Here is an 18091-nt window from a genome sequence, read left to right as displayed (position 1 = left end):
AGGCCCTGGTCCGTCAGCGGAGGGGCGCTGTGCTGATAAAACCTGGAGCGGGTAGACGGGATCGAACCGACATCCTCAGCTTGGAAGGCTGCTGCACTACCATTGTGCTATACCCGCGCGGAGACTGCGGAAGTTCTTGGGGAACGCCGCAGCCGATCCTCTCCGGCGTCCTGATCCGTCGTGTTCGAAGGCGCGTGGTGGGGGAAGAAGGACTCGAACCTTCGAAGCTTACGCAGGGGATTTACAGTCCCCCCCCTTTGCCGCTCGGGACATTCCCCCAGCGCGCCTTGTCGAACCGCCGGACCCCTCGTTCCGCCCATAAAGATGCGGGACGAAACAAAAACCTTCGGCTTGTCGCCTCCTCTGCAGTAGAGGGGGCGCCCAGACCCGAAAGCCCTTGGGGCTCCAAATCGGAGGGCGTCTTATAGTGTCGTCGAAATCAGAACGCAACGACCGTAAAAGCGGTAAAAAACAAGTCTTCGGAAACCGGCCCGGAGGACTGCGCGACAAGGCTCAAAAGCCCGCCACGCAAGGGTTTGGCGGGCGAGAGGAAGGGCCGCGCGCGCCCCGTTCGCCGGACCGAAGCCGGGTGGACGCCGATAATTATCTGTGGGGCCGCCATCCGGTTCTGGCCGCCTTGGCGAATCCCTCGCGTCGGGGAACGGGGCGATTGATCGTCACCGCCGACCGCGCGCAGGAGATCGAGGACGGCCGGCTGAACCACGGCCACAAGATCGAGGTCATGGACAATCAGGCCCTGACCCGGATGCTGCCCGCCGGCGCGGTGCATCAGGGCATGGTGTTCAAGGTCCAGCCGCTGGAAGGCGTGGCGCTGGAAGACCTGGCCGATCCCGCTCACGGCGTCATCGTCATGCTGGACCAGCTGACCGACCCCCAGAATGTCGGCGCCATCTTCCGCTCGGCCCTGGCCTTCGGCGCGCGGGGAATCATCGTGCAGGATCGCCACGCCCCGGCCCTGGCCGGCGCCCTGGCCAAGGCGGCGGTCGGCGCCACCGAACGCCTGCCCCATGCCCGGGTGACCAACCTGTCGCGTGCGCTGGAGCGTCTGTCCGATCTGGGCTGGCGCGCCGTGGGCCTGGACGGTTCGGGCGAACAGACGCTTGAAGAGGCGCTTGATTCGCAGCCCACCGTCCTGGTCATGGGGTCGGAGGGCGACGGCATCCGTCGGCTGGTCGCCGAACATTGCGACGTGCTGGCGAAGATCCCCATGCCGGGCGGCTTCGAAAGCCTGAACGTCTCCAACGCCGCCGCCGTGGCCTTATATGAAGCGGCCCGCGCGCAACGCGGCTGACAGAAGGTCGCACCCGGGGTAGAGAGCGGATATGGATTTCCTCTCCTCTCCCGAACTCGCCAGCCAGGCCACAGCCCTGGGCCAGGTCGTCCTGATGGATCTGGTCCTGGCCGGCGACAACGCCGTCGCCGTGGGCCTGGCCGCCGCCGCCCTGCCCCAGGACCAGCGAAAGAAGGCCATTCTGATCGGTCTGGCCGCTGCCGTGGTCATGCGAATCGGATTCGCCCTGATCACCGTCCAGCTTCTGGCGCTGGTGGGTCTGCTGCTGGCGGGCGGTCTTCTGCTGCTGTGGGTGTGCTGGAAGATGTGGCGCGAACTGCGTGAGCAGGCGACCCACGATCAGGCCGAGGCGGAGGCCGAGCTTCAGCTGGCCCTCAGCATCGAACATGGCACCGGCCCCTCGCCCGAGGAACTGGGCGTAAAGCGCAAGTCGTTCGGCGCCGCCCTGATCCAGATCATGATCGCCGACATCACCATGTCGCTGGACAATGTGCTGGCCGTCGCCGGCGCCGCCCACGAACATCCGTGGATCATGGTCTTCGGCCTGATCCTGTCGATCGCCCTGATGGGGGTGGCGGCCACCTACATCGCCAAGCTGCTGCATCGCTTCAGCTGGATCGGCTACATCGGCCTGGTCGTGGTGCTGTATGTTGCCCTGCACATGATCTGGGACGGCGCCCGCCAGGTCGTGGTCCGCACCGGCCATATGGAGGCGTTCAACGCCTCCGCCCCAGCCTTCCTTGAGATCGGTCCCGAGGAAGCCGCCAAACACCTGGGCCGGAAACGCACCGAGGACAGCTCGACGCCGACGCCCGCTGAACCAAGGGTCGCGCCATGACCGTCGCCACGGTTACGGTCGAAGAGGCCGCCGCCTGGCTCCAGGCGGGCGAGGCCGTCCTGATCGACGTGCGCGAGGCGGACGAGTTCGCCGCCGCCCGCATCGACGGCGCCGTCCTGGCTCCCCTCAGCCAGATGCCCGCCGCCTGGGAGGCGCTGGACCTGCCAAGCGACAAGAAGATCATCGTCCAGTGCCTGAAGGGCGGTCGCAGCCATCAGGTCTGCGCCTTCGTCGGCCCGACAGCGGCGGACGGCCAACCGCTGTTCAACCTGACGGGCGGAATCCAGGCCTGGCACGCTGCGGGCCTGCCGATCATCGAAGGTTGAAGCGGTCTCCGCGCGAAAGCTCTAGACGCCCCTTAGCCACCCCGTGACGGAAATCCGGTCCGCCCCCGCCGACAGGGCCACCTGCGTCACCGAATGCGGCGACGGCACCTTCAACAGGTTCAGGGTGTTGAAACGCGGGGTGAAGGCCTCGGCTACATTGCCGTCGGTCCCGTGGAAGGCCAGCAGCCCGCCCCATTCGATCCGCCATGCCGGCGTCAGATTCAACACATAGGCGAAGAAGCGGTTCTTGCCTTCGGCATGATCGTCATGCTCGGTCAGAAAATGGCCGGCCCGAAACCGCGTCAGCTGGGCGTCGGCCATCGCGATGCGCGGCTCGCCGGTCAGGTCCCGCATCAAATCCAGAAACGCCTCGCCGTTCAGGAACCCCAGCAGATCGGCCCAGATCGGCGCCGCCTGCCCCAACTGAACCAGGTCATAGATCGGGTGATTGTCGTACAGATACTGAAAGTCGTCGCGGGCAGAGGTCTGGACCGCCTGTCCCAGCGCCGTCTTCTGATCCGGGCTCAATGACGCCAGCCAGGCCGCCGGCAGATCGACATGACCCGACCCGCGCCGCGTGACGATATTGTATTCGACGCCCGCCGCCGCCTGGTTCAGGGCCAGAGCGTCGTCGGTGGCCATCACGCCGTCGACCTGGGCGCGCCCTGTCCGGTGCAGACGTTCGCGGATCGCCGCGCGTCGCGTCTCGTTCAGCGGCGCCAGGTTCATTGTCATCCGCCGTCCCCTGTCCCGCGATCAGGCGTCCGCACCGCCGAACCGTTCGGACCATTCCGTCACCTGGGCGTCCTCGATCTTGGCGAACAGCACGCCTTGGGCCTGGACCTTGCCGCCGACCGGCAGGACGTTCAGCAGATCCTCGTCCGCGCCCGGCCAGCTTAGGTCGTCCACGCCCACGGAGGCCGCGATCTTCGGCGCCGTGAACGGCAGGATCGGCGCGGCCAGACGCGCGAACAGCGCGACCAGGTTCAGCCCCGTCCGCACCCCCACCGCCGCCTGGTCGCGGTCGCTCTTCAACGCCGTCCAGGGCGCCGCGACCTGCAGATATTCGTTGCCCAGCACCCAGGCGGCGCGGATGGCGACGGCGGCCTTCCTGAACTCCATCGCCTCGAACTGTTCAGTCGCCTCGGCTACGGCCGCCTTGATGTCGGCTTCCAGCTTGGCCTCGACCAGGCCCGGCTCGCCGCCTTCTGGCACGACGCCATCGAACTTCGACTCGGCGAATTTGACGATCCGGTTGACGAAATTGCCTAGCACATCGGCCAGGTCCTTGTTGATCGAGGCCTGGAAATCCTCCCAGGTGAAGGCCGAATCCGCGTGTTCCGGGCCATAGGCCGTCAGACGCCAGCGCCAGTAATCGGCCGGCAGCAGTTCCAGCGCCTGGTCCATGAAGACGCCGCGCTTCTGGCTGGTCGAGAACTTGCCGCCGTACCAGTTCAGCCAGTTGAAGGCCTTCAGCTGATCCACCGTCTTCCACGGCTCGCCCGAGCCGATGATGGTCGCGGGAAACGATACGGTGTGGAAGGCGACGTTGTCCTTGCCCATGAACTGGACGTAGCGGACATCCTCGGCCCCCTCGTCCAGACGCCACCAGTCGCGCCAGCTGTTTCCGGTCGCATCCGCCCATTCCTCGGTCGCGCCGATATATTCGATGGGGGCGTCGAACCAGACGTAGAAGACCTTGTCCTCCATGCCCGGACGCGGGAAGCCGTCCTTGGTCACCGGCACGCCCCAGGCCAGGTCGCGGGTGATGCCCCGGTCAATCAGACCCTCGTCCAGATGCTTGTAGGCGATGGATTTGGCCAGGGTCTGCCAGCCGCTCTTGCCGTCGACCCAGGCGCGGATTTCCGGCTCGATCTTCGTCTGCAACAGATAGAGGTGGCGGGTATCGCGCACCTCCAGATTCCGCGTACCCGACACCGACGAATAGGGATCGATCAGGTCGGTCGGGTCCAGCAGCCGCCCGCAGTTGTCGCACTGGTCGCCGCGCGCGCCGACGTGGCCGCAATGGGGGCACGTCCCCTCGACATAGCGGTCGGGCAGGAACCGGGCGTCGTCGATGGAGTAGATCATCCGATCCACCCGCTCCTCGATCAGGCCGTTCTTCTCCAGCGCCTCGGCGAAATGCTGGGTCAGGCGATGGTTCTGCGGGTTCGACGACCGGCCGAACCAGTCGTAGCTGAGCCCGAACGCCTGGCCCGCCGCCTTCTGAATCTCGTGCTGCTCGTCGCAATAGGTCCGCACGTCCTGACCGGCGGCGGCGGCGGCCAGCTCGGCTGGGGTGCCGTGCTCGTCGGTGGCGCAGATGTAGAGCACCTCATTTCCTTGCGCCCGCTTGAACCGCGCCCAGACGTCGGCCGGCAGCATCGACCCCGCCAGATTCCCCAGGTGCTTGATGCCATTGATGTAGGGCAGCGCCGAGGTGATGAGGATGCGGGCCATGGTCGTCCAGTCGTTCCGGGAAGCCGTCGGATATAGAGCGACGAAACCGAAACGTCACCTTTGACGTGGCTCGCTCAGGAAACCGTCGCCTTCACCATCGGCGCCCGCCGCGCCACCCGCAGGAACCGACCGGTCAGCAGCACGCCGGAAATCAGGCTGGCGACGATTACGGACCAGACCAGGCCGTCGACGCCTGTCCGGTGCGCCAGCCACCAGCCCAGCGGGATCATGATGATCCCATAGGACAGCAGGTGCATCAGCGTGGGCCAGACGACGTCGCCCGCCGCGCGGTTGGCCTGGGCGGCGACCACCTGCTGGGCGTCGGCGACGAAGAACAGGGTGGCCAGCACCAGGGCGGGGGCGGCGATGGCCAGGATCGCGGGGTCGGTCGTATAGGCGCTGACCACCGGCCGCGCCGCCAGCCACAGGCCCACGGCGATGATGAAGGCCAGAACCGTCACCACGGCGATGCCCAACAGGCCGCTGCGCATCACGCCCGGCCGGTCGCCTGCGCCATAGGCCCGGCCCACCAGCACCGCCGTAGCCGACGACAGGCCCATCGGCACCATGAAGACGATGGCGGACACATTGATGACCACGGCCCAGCTGGCCGTCTCGGCCGCGCCCAGCTGTCCGGCGAACAGGGTCATGGCGGCAAAGGCGCCGACCTCGATGAAGTTGGACGATCCCGCGCCAATGCCGACGCGGATTTGCTCCACCTCGACCGAACGGTCGCGCCTGGGCTTGGCGAACAGCCCCCAGGCCCGCGCTTCCGGCAGGCGCAGGATGAAGACGACCAGAAACACCGCCAGCGCCGTCCGCGCGCCGAACGTCGCCCAGGCCGAGGCGATCGCTCCATCCACGCCCAGACCCAGCATGTCCGGCACCAAGACGATGTTCAGCGCAAGATTGACCGCATTGGCGACCCACATGGCGACCATGCCCGCCTTGGGCCTGTGCAGGCCCTCAAGGAAGAACTGGGCCGCCACTGAAATGAGATAGGCCGGCATCGACAGGGCGAACACCATCAGCACGGGCGATGCGCCCTCGCCCAGTCCATCCTCCAGCCCCATGTGCATCAGACCGAACGGCCCCAGCAGCATCAAGCCGATCATCGAGACGACGCCGATCTGCAGCGCATAGACCATGCCCCGGCGCAGGACGGCGCCGACCTCGTCGCCACGCCCCTCGCCCCGCAGACGGGCGGTCATGACCTGCACCCCCATCATCAGCCCGACCGCCGTGGTCAGCACCACCGAAGACGGCGCCCAGGCCAGGGAGTGGAACGCCAATTCGCGACTGGCGTAATGGCCGACCACGATGGCGTCGGTCAGCCCCATGGTCATGATGCCCAGACGCGCCAGCACCACCGGCCAGGCCAGTGTGGTCAGTTCTTTGAGCGTGGAACGGGTGGCGGCGCTGATCTTGAACATCGGACGCGGCACAGGCCATGCGCGCCCGCCAGGGTCAACACCCAATCGGTTCGTGGTCTTTGGCTACCAGGCGCCCAGTTCGCGCAGTTGCCGCACCAGTTCGTCCGGCGCCTCGCCCGCCTCAAGCATATCGATGTCGGCTGGGGCGTCCTTGGGCTCGAAATAGCGCCAGCCCTGGAACGGCCGGCGGGCCATCGGGGCGGTGCGGATCACCCGGGGCTCCAGCGTGATCTCGCAACGACTATCCTTGCCCTCGCCCAGGGTCGTGATGTCCACAATGGGCTGACGGCAGGCGATGCTGCCCTTTATGACCCAGTACAGCGACCCGCCATCCTCGATCTCGCCCGCCCGTTTGGGGGTCATCCGGGTGTGAACCACCAGAGGCTGGCCGCTGGCGGCTCGCGTCTCCAGCCATTCTACGTCGGACACCCCGACGCAAAGCTTGATCATGTGAAGCGACATGGCGCCCACCTAGTGATCCTGAGCGGCATTGGCCAGTTTCTTAATCCCCGTCCGGTAGGCACGACGCGGCGCCCCCTCTCCTCCCCGGCGCGGCGCGAGACAGAATGTACGGATTGATCACCCGCCTTACGGCCCATCCCGGCCGTCGCGACGAACTGAGCCTGTGTCTGCTCGACCCCAGCGTCAGAAGACCCGGCTGCCACAGCTATGTGCTGGCTCAGGACCTGACCGACGCCGACGCCCTATGGGTCACCGAGGTCTGGATGAACCAGGCCACGCACGACGCATGGTCGGCCGATACGCGCGAAAACGGCGCCCTTCGCCCCGCCCTGGCCATGGTCGCCACCTTCGGCGACACCATCTTCACCCGGCCGCTGGGCGGCGTGGGGCTTTAGTCCGGTGAGGCGGCGATGGCCGCCGCGAGGTCAGTCAGGACAATCCGAGTAGAGGCTGCGGTCGGAGCCAGCCCTTCCATCAGACAACGCGCGTCGTGGTCCTCGACCACCTTGTCGCGACCTGTCTGGTCCAGACCCGCGCGATAGGCGACTACAACCTTGTCCCACCGTTCGAAGCGCCCGCGACCGGCGATCTTGCCCATGAAGTAATTCATGGCGGGCATGAGCGACGCCTTCTCCGCCTCGTCTTCACCGATCCCTTCCATCAGCGTCACGATGCATTGCAGGTCCGCAAGGTCGTCCGGCTCGACGCGGACCGTCTGCATTCCCGGTTCACCCATCAGGCTGGCCGTCATGGCCATCGCGGCCAGAGCCCCCGAAACCACGATCACGCCTCGCTCTTGATACGCGCCAGTTCGAAGCCGTCGACGACCTGATCCCCGACCGAGGCCGACAGACTTTCCACCACCCCGTCGAACGGAGCGGTCAGGGCGTGTTCCATCTTCATGGCTTCCAGCACCACGACCGGCTGGCCCTTGCTCACGGCGTCGCCCGCCTTGACCGGCGTGGCGACGATCTTGCCCGGCATGGGGGCCCGGAGGGAGCCGTCGGAGGTGACGCCCGCTGTCGCCGAGGCGGCCTTATGGGGACGAACATTCACCGACAGGCCATTGTCGAAGATGACGGCATCCCCCTCCCCCTCACCGAGCCGGAAGCCAAGGCGGCGACGATCAGGACCGGCTTCCATGCCAGATCGAATTTCTTTCAGCCGGTTACCGGGCACATGCTTCACTCGTAGAGCGCCATCACCGAAATCGACCGCATAAGACCATTGCTCCGCACCTGGCGAAATCTTGGCAGAGCGGCGGACGCCATCCGCGTCGATCACCAGAAGAGACGACGGACATGCGTTGAGGCGGAACCCGAACAAGTCGCTGACGCGCGTATCCCAAGCGTCGGCGTTGTCACGATTGACGAACCGCCAAGTCGTTTCTTCCGCCACCAACACCGCGCCGGCCGCAACAGCTTCATCGGAAGCTGCAGGGACGAGAGCCGTATCTTCCGCCGCGATGAAGCCGGTATCCACGTCGCCCGCGACAAAGCGCGGATGCACCAGACAGCGCTTCAGGAAGCCGGCGTTGGCCTTGACCGGCCAGACCTCGACCTCGCCCGCCGCCTCGGCCAGACGCGCCGCCGCCGCCTCGCGCGTGTCCTCATGCACGATCAGCTTGGCGATCATCGGATCATAGAACTGGCTGACCTCGCCGCCCTGCTCCACGCCGGTGTCGACGCGGATGCCGTCCGGCATGACGAAATGCTCCAGCTTGCCGATGCTAGGCAAAAAGCCGTTCGCTGGGTCCTCGGCATACAGCCGCGCCTCCATCGCCCAGCCGTTCAGCTTGATCTGATCCTGTTTCAGCGGGATCGGATCGCCCGCCGCCACGCGGAACTGCCATTCGACCAGATCGACCCCGGTCACGCTCTCGGTCACCGGATGCTCGACCTGCAGTCGGGTGTTCATCTCCATGAACCAGACGCCGTCCGCCTTCAGCCCGTCGGAAGCGTCGGCGATGAATTCGATGGTTCCGGCCCCGACATAGTTCACGGCCTTGGCCGCCTTGATGGCGGCCCCGGTCACGGCGGCGCGCACGGCCTCGCTCATGCCCGCCGCGGGGGCCTCCTCGATCACCTTCTGGTGGCGGCGTTGCAGGGAGCAGTCGCGCTCGTACAGGTGAACGACATTGCCGTGTTTGTCCCCGAACACCTGGACCTCGATGTGGCGCGGGCGGGTGATGTAGCGTTCGATCAGAACCCGGTCGTCGCCGAAGGCCGCCGCTCCCTCGCGCTTGGCGCTGGCCAGACCGGCGGCGAAGTCGGCCGGATCATCGACACGCTTCATCCCCTTGCCGCCGCCGCCCGCGACCGCCTTGATCAGCACCGGATAGCCGATCCGCGCCGCTTCCGCCGTCAGCGTGGCCTCCGACTGGTCCGCACCCTGATAGCCCGGCGTCACCGGCACGCCGGCCTGGATCATCAGTTCCTTGGCCGCGTCCTTCAGGCCCATGGCGCGAATCGAGGACGGGTCCGGCCCGATCCAGATCAGGCCCGCCGCCGCGACGGCTTCCGCGAATTCGGCGTTTTCGGACAGGAAGCCGTATCCGGGGTGGATCGCCTCCGCCCCCGTCGCCTTGGCCGCCGCCAGCACCTTGGCGCCGTCCAGATAACTTTCGCGCGCCGCCGCCGGGCCGATCAGCACCGCCTCGTCGGCGTCGCGCACATGCAGGGCGTTTGCGTCCGCCTCGGAATAGACGGCGATGGTGCGAATCCCCATCCGCTTGGCGGTGCGGAAGACACGACAGGCGATTTCGCCGCGATTGGCGACAAGGACGGACTTGAACATGAAGCGGTCTTAGCCGGATCGTGCGCATCAGGCGAGAGGCTGCGCACGACCCTTCTCAGGCGGCGCCGCACGGGGTAAGGCCCCTCCATGTCCCTGCGCCCCCTCTTCGTCACCCATATCTATGAAGCCTCCCTCGCAGAGGGTCGGGGTTGGGCCGACTTCAATGCGCAACTGATCGACGTCGTCCGCATGATGGCCGAAGAGGATGCGGCCGGCCGACGCTGGTGCCGCGACAACGCCTATCGCGGCTACACCTCCTACGGCTCGCTGAACGACCTGCCCCAGCGCTTCCCCGAGTTCGCCGAGCTGAAGCGCCACCTCGACCGCCACGCCGTCGCCTACGCCAAGGCGCTGCACTTCGATCTGGCCAGGAAGCCCCGCCTGGACAATCTGTGGGTCAATATCCTGAAGCCCGGGGGCGGCCATACCGGCCATATCCACCCCCACGCCTTCCTGTCCGGCACGGTCTATATCGACATCCCGGACGGCGCCTCGTCTCTGAAGATCGAAGACCCCCGCCTGCCCTTCATGATGGCCCGCCCCGGCGTCACCGACGACGCGCCCGAGGCCGAACGCCCCTTCGTCTATCTGCATCCGAAGGCGGGCACGGTTTTGATGTGGGAAAGCTGGCTGCGCCATGAAGTCCCGACCAATCAGGCCAGGTCCGACCGAATTTCGATCAGCTTCAACTACGCCTGAACGGAACAGCCCGTCAGTCGGTGGAACCTAGCCGTCCGATCACACCGTCCAACTGGCCTTGCGCTTTTCCAGGAAGGCCAGCACGCCTTCGCGGCCTTCGTCCGACACGCGGGCGCGGGCGATGCGTTTGGCGGTTTCGTCCATCAGGCCCGAGTCGATCTTGTGGTGGGCGATGTCGTTGACCAGGCGCTTGGCCTCTCCCATCGCGCCGGGCGCATTGTTGGTCAGGCTGTCGCTGAGCATCGCGATGAACTCGTCGACCGATCCTTCGGGCAGGACCAGGTCGATCAGGCCGGCGTGTGCGGCGTAGTCGGCGTCGAAGGCGTTGGCGGTCAGGAACAGTTGGCGGGCGCGGCGCGCGCCGACGGCCTCGATCACATAGGGGGCGATGGTCGCGGGGATCAGGCCCAGCTTGACCTCGGAGAAGGCGAAGCGCGCGCCCTCGACCGCCACAGCCATGTCGCAGGCGGCGACAATACCGGCCCCGCCGCCCATGGCGTTGCCCTCGACCACGGCCACCGTCAGGGCCGGAATGTCGTGCAGCGCCTTCAGCATCCTGGCCAATCCCATGGCGTCGTCGCGGTTGTCGCTTTCGGACCAGCCGGCGGCGTCGCGCATCCAGTTCAGGTCGGCCCCCGCGCTGAAGGTGCCGCCCGCCCCGCGAATGAAGACGGCCCGCACCCGGTCGGCGCCGTGCAGCGTCTCGAACGCCTCATGCAGGGCGGCGATGGTCGCGGCGTCGAAGGCGTTCTTCTTGGCCGGCCGGTTGATGGTGACGAAGACGACGCCGTCGGTGGTCGAATCGATCTGCACCAGATCGTCGTCGGCGTCGGGGGCCGCGTCCGGCACCAGCGGCTGGGCGATGCTGTTGATCTCGGCCGCCTCGGCGTCGGTGATGTCCAGGGCGTTCAGGTCGGCTTCGGTGGGCTTGTCGGTCATGGGAGGCTCCTTCGAAGGATCAACGCGCGAGGGGAGGTTTGGTGAATGGCGCAAGCCAGGATCACATCCTGAACAGGCCGAAGGTCGTCTCTGGGATCGGGGCGTTCAGGCTGGCGCTGATGGCCAGGCCCAGGACGTCGCGGGTCTGGGCCGGGTCGATGACCCCGTCGTCCCACAGGCGGGCGGTGGCGTAATAGGGATTGCCCTCGTCCTCGTATTTCTGGCGGATTGGGGCCTTGAAGGCTTCGGCGTCGTCCGCGCTCCAGGTCTCGGCGTCGCGGTGGACGGTGGCCAGGACGCTGGCGGCCTGCTCGCCGCCCATCACCCCGATCCGGCTGTTGGGCCAGGTGAAGAGGAAGCGCGGCGAATAGGCGCGGCCGCACATGCCATAGTTCCCTGCCCCGAAGCTGCCGCCGATCAGAACGGTGAACTTGGGCGTCTCGGCCGAGGCGACGGCCGTCACCAGTTTGGCGCCGTCCTTGGCGATGCCGCCCGCCTCGTATTTGCCGCCGACCATGAAGCCCGAGATGTTCTGCAGGAACAGCAGCGGGATCTTGCGCTTGCAGGCCAGTTCGATGAAGTGCGCGCCCTTCTGGGCGCTCTCGGAGAAGATGACGCCATTATTGGCCAGGATGGCGACCGGATAGCCCCAGATGCGGGCGAAACCGCACACAAGGGTCGAGCCGTACAGGCTCTTGAACTCGTCGAACTCCGACCCGTCAACCAGCCGGGCGATGACCTCGCGCACATCATAGGGGGCGCGCACGTCGTCGGGGATCAGGCCGTACAGTTCCTCGGCGTCAAAGGCCGGCGCGCGCGGTTCGCGCACATCCATCTCGACGGTCTTGGTGGTGTTCAGATTGGCGACGATCGACCGCACGATCTCCAGCGCGTGCTCGTCGTTCTCGGCCACATGATCCACCACGCCCGAGCGACGGCCGTGGGTCTCTGCCCCGCCCAGCTCCTCGGCCGAGATCACCTCGCCGGTCGCGGCCTTCACCAGAGGCGGTCCGGCCAGGAAGATGGCGCCCTGGTTTCTGACGATGATCGTTTCGTCCGACATGGCCGGCACATAGGCCCCGCCGGCGGTGGACAGGCCCATGACGCAGGCGATCTGGGCGATGCCCTTGGCGCTCATCCGGGCCTGGTTGAAGAAGATGCGGCCGAAATGGTCGCGGTCGGGAAACACCTCGGCCTGGTGCGGCAGGTTGGCCCCGCCAGAGTCCACCAGATAGACGCACGGCAGGCGGTTCTGCTCGGCGATCTCCTGGGCGCGCAGATGCTTCTTCACCGTCATGGGGAAATAGGCGCCGCCCTTCACCGTCGGATCGTTGCAGACGATCATGACCTCGCGGCCCGAGACCCGTCCGATCCCGGCGATGACGCCCGCCGCCGGCGCCTCGCCGTCGTACATGCCGTGCGCGGCCAGCTGCCCGACCTCCAGGAACGGCGAGCCAGGGTCCAGCAGCCGCTCGACCCGGTCGCGCGGCAACAACTTGCCGCGGGCCACATGGCGTTCGCGCGACTTGTCGGACCCGCCGCGCGCGGCCTTGGCCACATGGTCACGCAGTTCGGCGACCAGGGCGCTGTTGTGGGCGTGCAGGGACTTGTATCTTTGGCTTTGCGGATCGACCGCTGACGTCAGCTTCGGCATGGGCCTGGTTTAAGGGCGGTTGGTGAAAAGTGCTAGTGAGCCAGAGGTGAGCTGATCAAACCTGTCGCTCACCCCTTCGCTCACTAGCACTTTTCACCTCGTCGGCGCCGCCATCCTTGCCTCCCCGCCCCTTTTCCCCTATAGGCCCCGCCTTTCCAGGGCTTCGGTCCTGACGTGGAGCACCAAAGGGTTGGACGTTCGGTCCGGCCGCCGCGCCAGGAGCCATCGTGGAGATCGACTTACCCGGTCGTTTCCGCGCCGACGCCCACAAGGGAGACTACCGCATGGCTCTTTACGAGCACACGGTCATGACGCGCCAGGACATCTCGGCGCAACAGGCCGAAGCGCTGAACGACACCATCAAGGATCTGATCGTCGCCGGTGGCGGCTCGGTCGCCAAGATCGAATACTGGGGTCTGCGCAACCTGACCTACCGCGTGAAGAAGAACCGCAAGGCTCACTATTCGCTGCTGGCCGTCGACGCCCCTCCGGCCGCCATGGCTGAAGTCGAGCGTCAGCTGGGCATCAACGAAGACGTGCTGCGCTGGCTGACCGTCCGCGTCGAGGAACTCGACCTGGAACTGTCGCCGCTGCTGGCCCGCCGCGAGCGTGAACGCGAGCGTGAGCGCGAGCGCACCCCGCGCGAAGACGCCGCCGCCGACGCCGAATAAGGAACCCGGAACATGACCGACACCACCGCCCCGACCCCGGGCGCCCCGGCCGGCTCCGGCTCGGCCGGCCGCCGCCCCTTCTATCGCCGCCGCAAGGTCTGCCCGTTCTCGGGCGCCAATGCGCCGAAGATCGACTACAAGGACGTCAAGCTGCTGCAGCGTTACGTCTCCGAACGCGGCAAGATCGTGCCTTCGCGCATCACCGCCGTCTCCCAGAAGAAGCAGCGCGAACTGGCCAAGGCCATCAAGCGCGCCCGCTATCTGGCCCTCCTGCCGTACGTGGTGAAGTAAGATGAAGGTCGTTCTGCTGGAACGCGTCGAGAACCTCGGCGCCATCGGCGACGTCGTGTCCGTCAAGGACGGCTTCGCCCGCAACTTCCTTCTGCCGCGCGACAAGGCCCGCCGGGCCACCGCCGCGAACCTGAAGGCGTTCGAACTCGACCGCGCCGCCATCGAGCAGCGCAACGAGAAGAACAAGGCCGATGCACAGAAGGTCGCCGACAAGATCGACGGCCAGACCTACGTCATGATCCGTCAGGCCGGTGAAACCGGTCACCTGTACGGTTCGGTCGCCGGTCGCGACGTCGCCGAGGCCATCCAGGCCGAAGGCGGCAAGGTCGAGCGCTCGCAGGTCGTCCTGAACACGGCGATCAAGAGCCTGGGCGTCCACGAAGTGCCGGTTCGCCTGCACGCCGAGGTCCGCGCCACGGTCAAGATCAACATCGCCCGCTCGATGGACGAGGCCGAGCGCCAAGCCAAGGGCGAGGACGTGATCCGCAGCCAGTTCGACGACGAGCGCCAGGCCGCCGAGCAATCGGCGCAGGAGCTGATCGAAGGCGGCGCCGGTCAACAGGAAGGCTTCGGCGACGAAGCCTGATCCCTGCCCGGCCCTCGGGCCGGATCGGTGAAGACATCAAGGGCGCGTTCCGCACGGGACGCGCCCTTTTTGCTGTGCGCACCACGCCAGACCATGCGCGAACGACAGGATGACAAGTTTACAACACTGTTCGCCACTCGCGCCGACGGTGCCGTGACACGCACGAAACAACCTTGACGCCGCGCCTTTGCGAACGACACCTTCGTCGAAGATCGCCCCAAACGATCTGCCTGGTAATTTTTTGCCCGGAATCCTTATTGCTTGCTCGCTAAGGGAAACTGGACGGTTCGTTGGACACGGATCTGGAGGTCACAGAATTCGCGCCATGCTCAGCATACCGTCAGCCGCACGCCGGCATCGCCAAAGCCCTGCTCGAGGGATTAGATTTTCTGAACGCTGCGACCAGCAAACATGGCCCGGCGGGCGGATTGACCCGCCCCATATCCGCCCCGATATGGCCATGAACATTGGGCGACGCGCTTGTCGTCCTGGGGAACTCTGAATGTCCAAGCCACGTCTTCGTGCAGTTTTTCTGCCGCCGCACGCCCGATGTCGCCTCCAGGCCATCCCTCAAAAGCTCACGCGCCAAGACCAATAACAGGACACTCTCTCGATGCGCCGCCCAACCTTACAGACTTCCGCCTCCGCCCTGCTGATCACGGCCTCGGCCTTCGCCCTGATGACCGCCACGCCCGCCCTGGCCCAGCAACAGCCCCAGGCTGACAACGTCGACGACATCGTCGTCACCGGCACCCGCGTCGCGGGCCGGTCGAGACTCGACTCCGTCGCGCCCGTCGATGTGGTCACCGCCGAGGCCCTGCAGCAGCGCGGCTCGACCGAACTGGCCACCCAGTTGGCCGCCAGCGTCCCGGCCCTGAACTTCCCGCGCCCCTCCGCCACCGACGGCACCGACTCGATCCGCCCGGCGACCCTGCGCGGCCAGGGGCCGGATCAGACCCTGGTGCTGGTCAACGGCGTCCGCCGTCACGCCACGGCCCTGGTCAACACCAACGGCTCGGTTGGACGCGGTTCGGCCGCCGTCGATCTGAACGCCATCCCTTCAACGGCCATTGAGCGTATCGAAGTGCTCCGTGACGGCGCAGCGGCCCAGTACGGATCGGACGCCATCGCCGGGGTGCTGAACCTGCGCCTGCGCCAGGCTTCCAGCGGCGGCGGCGCCAGCGTCACCTACGGCGGCTATCTGACCGACTTCACCGGCTTCTACGGCGGCGGCAAGGACATCAGCGACGGCGAGGCCCTGACGGTCGCGGGCTGGCAAGGCTTCGGTCTGGGCTCCGACGGCTTCCTGACCGCTTCGGTCGAGTATCGCGACCGCGCCCGCACCAACCGCAGCGACATCGACCCCCGCTTCACCCCCGCCGAGGTGCGCGGCGGCCAGGGCGACCCCGAATCCGAGGATCTGGCCATCTATCTGAACGCCGGCAAGCCGCTGGGCGCCGGTTGGGAAGCCTATGGCTGGGTCGGGTATCAGACGCGAGACGCCTCGGCGGCCGCCTTCTACCGCACGCCGACCGACAACGCCCAGAACCCCGCCTACGCCTCGGGCCGCGTCTATCCCAACGGCTATCTGCCCTACATTCTGACCGACACCACGGACTGGACGGCCACTGGCGGTCTGAAGGGTCAGGCGGGCGGTTTCGACATCGACGTCAACCTCGGCTACGGCAAGAACGAGATCAGGTTCGACGCCGAAAACACCCTGAATCCGTCGCTTGGGCCGACCTCGCCGACCAAGTTCTACGCGGGTTCTCTGACCTACGATCAACTGGTCTTCGGCATCGACGCCAGCCGCGGCTACGACGTCGGCCTGTATGGCCCGCTGAACGTCGCCTTCGGGCTGGAGGCGCGCCGTGAGTCCTATCAGATCGGCGCAGGCGAACCGGGCTCCTATCAGCGCGGGACCTTCCTCAACGTCAACGGCACGGACCTTAACTGGGGCTCGCGCGGCTTCACCGGCTTCACCCCCGCCAATGTGGTCGACAAGGACCGGAACAACGTCGGCGTCTATGTCGATCTGGAAGGCGAACTGTTCGAGAACTTCACCGCCTCGGCGGCGGTCCGTTACGAGGACTATTCCGACTTCGGCGACAACGTCTCGGGCAAGATCGCGGCGCGCTACGATTTCACGCCGGCCTTCGCGGTGCGTGGCGCGGTCTCGACCGGCTTCCGGGCGCCCAGCCTGCAACAGCAGTATTTCACCCAGACGGCGATCCTCTACATCAACAACGTGCCCTATGAGACCGGCACCTTCCCGTCCGTCAGCCCGGTGGGCGCGGCCCTGGGCGGCACGCCGCTGGAGGCCGAGACCTCGACCAACTATTCGCTGGGTCTGGTCTATCGCAAAGGCGCGTTCGAGCTGACGGCCGACGCCTATCGCATCGACATCAAGGATCGGATCATCCTGTCCGAAACCCTGACCGGCAGCGCCACGGCGGCGGCGGGCAGCAACGCCCGCGCCATCTTCGACCTGCTGCAGCCCTATGGCGCCACCGCCGCCCGCTTCTTCATCAACGGCGTCGACACCGAGACGACGGGGCTTGATGTGGTCGCGCGTTACCGGGTGCTGTCCGACGTCGGCTCGCTGGACTTCACCCTGGCGGCCAACGTCAACGACTTCGACGTGACCAAGACGCCGCAGACCCGTTCGGGCATCCTGCCGACGCCGGCCTCCCTGTTCGCGCGCCAGGCCACCCTGCGCTTCGAGGAAGGCACCCCGCCGTGGAAGACCGTGTTCCAGACCGACTGGACGCGCGGCAAGCTGGGCGGCACCTTCCGCGCCACCGGCTATGGCGACGTCCTGGCGCCGGGCGCGACAGAGGCCACGGACCTGCAACTGGGCGTCGGCCTGGTCGTCGATGTCGAGGCCCGCTACGCCCTGAACGACCGCCTGACCCTCGCGGTCGGCGCGGACAATGTGCTGGACGAATACCCGCGCCAGATCCAACGGGCCAACAACACCTCCGGCGCCTTCCCCTTCTCCAACTTCTCGCCCTACGGCTTCAACGGACGGTTCGTTTACGGCCGCATCGCGCTGAAGTGGTGATCGCTCGAAGCTGAACGATCAGACGGGAAAGGGCGCTCTTCGGAGCGCCCTTTTCTTCGATTGGGGACCGTTTTAGTTGTGCGCCACCTCTCGCCCTGATTGCGCCACAGATGAAAGGTGAAGCTTCGCCTTCAACCTACGGGGCCCGATATGAAGATCAGAACGATTGCGGCGGGGGCCTTGGCGCTTTCGCTAACAGCCAACGCCATGCAGGCCATGGCGATGCAGTCCATGACGGTGCAGGAGTTCGTGACCACCGCTAACCGCATTCCTCAGAATCCCACGGCTCTGCTGCGCGCCGACACGCGCCGGCTGATGGCCGAGTTCCGCAGCGCCGCTCGCACTGTGCGGGCCGAGCAAGCCGCAGCCACGGCGGCCGGCCGTCCCCCAGCCACCTGCATGCCCGAAAAGGTCGGTTTCTCGCCAGACCAGATCCTGACCCGCTTCAACGCCATTCCGCCAGCGCGGCGAAGCATCACTGTGACCCAGGCGATGCGAGAATGGATGGCGGCGGACTATCCGTGTCGCTAACGGCGGACCTTCTGCTGACAAGCTACCAT

18 protein-coding genes and 2 tRNA genes are annotated in these 18091 nt (G+C 66.6%); 10 read left to right on the top strand and 10 right to left on the bottom strand.

What is annotated here, in order from left to right; genetic code table 11:
• Window positions 1-43: 43 nt before the first annotated feature.
• Window positions 44-117 (bottom strand) — tRNA-Gly (locus ACYX4P_RS09410).
• Window positions 118-195: 78 nt separating this feature from the next.
• Window positions 196-279: transfer RNA gene (locus tag ACYX4P_RS09405), tRNA-Tyr, on the bottom strand.
• A 148-nt stretch (window positions 280-427) separates the two neighbouring features.
• Between ACYX4P_RS09405 and rlmB the strand changes: the two genes are divergently transcribed.
• Genes rlmB through ACYX4P_RS09390 form a run of 3 tightly spaced genes read left to right on the top strand, consistent with a single transcriptional unit; the run spans window position 428 to window position 2476 of the window.
• On the top strand, window positions 428-1312 hold the full coding sequence (gene rlmB, locus ACYX4P_RS09400; protein WP_248121301.1) for a 23S rRNA (guanosine(2251)-2'-O)-methyltransferase RlmB: 885 nt from the start codon (window positions 428-430) through the stop codon (window positions 1310-1312).
• Between the two features lie 31 nt (window positions 1313-1343).
• Window positions 1344-2150 (top strand): TerC family protein, encoded by an 807-nt coding sequence (locus tag ACYX4P_RS09395; RefSeq protein ID WP_248121299.1) that lies wholly within the window; start codon window positions 1344-1346, stop codon window positions 2148-2150.
• A complete protein-coding gene (locus ACYX4P_RS09390) occupies window positions 2147-2476 on the top strand; it encodes a rhodanese-like domain-containing protein (RefSeq protein ID WP_248121297.1) in 330 nt (109 codons plus the stop codon). The genes ACYX4P_RS09395 and ACYX4P_RS09390 overlap by 4 nt, the downstream gene beginning before the upstream one ends.
• 21 nt (window positions 2477-2497) lie before the next feature.
• On the opposite strand, the gene ACYX4P_RS09385 is transcribed toward ACYX4P_RS09390, so the two are convergent.
• The 4 genes from ACYX4P_RS09385 to ACYX4P_RS09370 all read right to left on the bottom strand — a co-directional run bounded on the left by ACYX4P_RS09385 (window position 2498) and on the right by ACYX4P_RS09370 (window position 6831).
• Window positions 2498-3211, bottom strand: coding sequence for a 2OG-Fe(II) oxygenase (locus ACYX4P_RS09385; RefSeq protein WP_292047753.1), 714 nt, complete (start codon window positions 3209-3211; stop codon window positions 2498-2500).
• Between the two features lie 21 nt (window positions 3212-3232).
• Window positions 3233-4936 carry a methionine--tRNA ligase gene (gene metG / locus ACYX4P_RS09380; protein ID WP_292047755.1) on the bottom strand — a complete coding sequence of 568 codons (1704 nt, stop codon included), beginning with the start codon at window positions 4934-4936 and terminating at the stop codon, window positions 3233-3235.
• Between the two features lie 74 nt (window positions 4937-5010).
• Window positions 5011-6369, bottom strand: a complete 1359-nt coding sequence (locus tag ACYX4P_RS09375) for an MATE family efflux transporter (protein WP_248121292.1) — start codon at window positions 6367-6369, stop codon at window positions 5011-5013.
• A gap of 63 nt (window positions 6370-6432) precedes the next feature.
• Window positions 6433-6831, bottom strand: coding sequence for a DUF1489 family protein (locus ACYX4P_RS09370; protein ID WP_248121290.1), 399 nt, complete (start codon window positions 6829-6831; stop codon window positions 6433-6435).
• 104 nt (window positions 6832-6935) lie between these two features.
• Here ACYX4P_RS09370 and ACYX4P_RS09365 point away from each other — a divergent pair, with 104 nt between their 5' ends.
• Window positions 6936-7226: a putative quinol monooxygenase gene (locus tag ACYX4P_RS09365; RefSeq protein ID WP_248121288.1), complete on the top strand. Its 291-nt coding sequence runs from the start codon at window positions 6936-6938 to the stop codon at window positions 7224-7226.
• Here ACYX4P_RS09365 and ACYX4P_RS09360 read toward each other — a convergent pair.
• Both ACYX4P_RS09360 and ACYX4P_RS09355 read right to left on the bottom strand, forming a co-directional pair.
• Window positions 7223-7618, bottom strand: a complete 396-nt coding sequence (locus tag ACYX4P_RS09360; RefSeq protein WP_248121286.1) for a hypothetical protein — start codon at window positions 7616-7618, stop codon at window positions 7223-7225. The genes ACYX4P_RS09365 and ACYX4P_RS09360 overlap by 4 nt on opposite strands.
• Window positions 7615-9627, bottom strand: coding sequence for an acetyl/propionyl/methylcrotonyl-CoA carboxylase subunit alpha (locus tag ACYX4P_RS09355; RefSeq protein ID WP_248121285.1), 2013 nt, complete (start codon window positions 9625-9627; stop codon window positions 7615-7617). The genes ACYX4P_RS09360 and ACYX4P_RS09355 overlap by 4 nt, the downstream gene beginning before the upstream one ends.
• Before the next feature lie 87 nt (window positions 9628-9714).
• Between ACYX4P_RS09355 and ACYX4P_RS09350 the strand changes: the two genes are divergently transcribed.
• Window positions 9715-10326, top strand: a complete 612-nt coding sequence (locus ACYX4P_RS09350; protein WP_248121277.1) for a TIGR02466 family protein — start codon at window positions 9715-9717, stop codon at window positions 10324-10326.
• Window positions 10327-10365: 39 nt separating this feature from the next.
• Here the strand turns inward: ACYX4P_RS09350 and ACYX4P_RS09345 are convergent, their stop codons facing one another.
• Window positions 10366-11265 (bottom strand): enoyl-CoA hydratase-related protein, encoded by a 900-nt coding sequence (locus ACYX4P_RS09345; protein WP_248121275.1) that lies wholly within the window; start codon window positions 11263-11265, stop codon window positions 10366-10368.
• 61 nt (window positions 11266-11326) lie between these two features.
• The gene (locus ACYX4P_RS09340) at window positions 11327-12919 is read right to left on the bottom strand and encodes a carboxyl transferase domain-containing protein (RefSeq protein ID WP_248121273.1); all 1593 of its coding nucleotides are present in this window, start codon (window positions 12917-12919) and stop codon (window positions 11327-11329) included.
• Window positions 12920-13203: 284 nt separating this feature from the next.
• Here ACYX4P_RS09340 and rpsF point away from each other — a divergent pair, with 284 nt between their 5' ends.
• The 5 genes from rpsF (at window position 13204) to ACYX4P_RS09315 (ending at window position 18062) form a co-directional block, all read left to right on the top strand.
• Window positions 13204-13590, top strand: coding sequence for a 30S ribosomal protein S6 (gene rpsF, locus ACYX4P_RS09335; protein WP_201100299.1), 387 nt, complete (start codon window positions 13204-13206; stop codon window positions 13588-13590).
• Window positions 13591-13602: 12 nt separating this feature from the next.
• Window positions 13603-13881, top strand: a complete 279-nt coding sequence (rpsR, locus tag ACYX4P_RS09330; protein ID WP_054766014.1) for a 30S ribosomal protein S18 — start codon at window positions 13603-13605, stop codon at window positions 13879-13881.
• 1 nt (window position 13882) lies between these two features.
• Window positions 13883-14467 (top strand): 50S ribosomal protein L9, encoded by a 585-nt coding sequence (rplI, locus tag ACYX4P_RS09325; protein WP_055754943.1) that lies wholly within the window; start codon window positions 13883-13885, stop codon window positions 14465-14467.
• A gap of 613 nt (window positions 14468-15080) precedes the next feature.
• Window positions 15081-17531 (top strand): TonB-dependent receptor plug domain-containing protein, encoded by a 2451-nt coding sequence (locus ACYX4P_RS09320; protein WP_248121271.1) that lies wholly within the window; start codon window positions 15081-15083, stop codon window positions 17529-17531.
• 150 nt (window positions 17532-17681) lie between these two features.
• A complete protein-coding gene (locus ACYX4P_RS09315; RefSeq protein WP_248121270.1) occupies window positions 17682-18062 on the top strand; it encodes a hypothetical protein in 381 nt (126 codons plus the stop codon).
• The last annotated feature ends 29 nt before the right edge of the window (window positions 18063-18091 follow it).

Source organism: Brevundimonas sp. ABV4_179, assembly GCF_056311945.1.
This window is presented reverse-complemented; position numbering and strand designations above follow the sequence as displayed.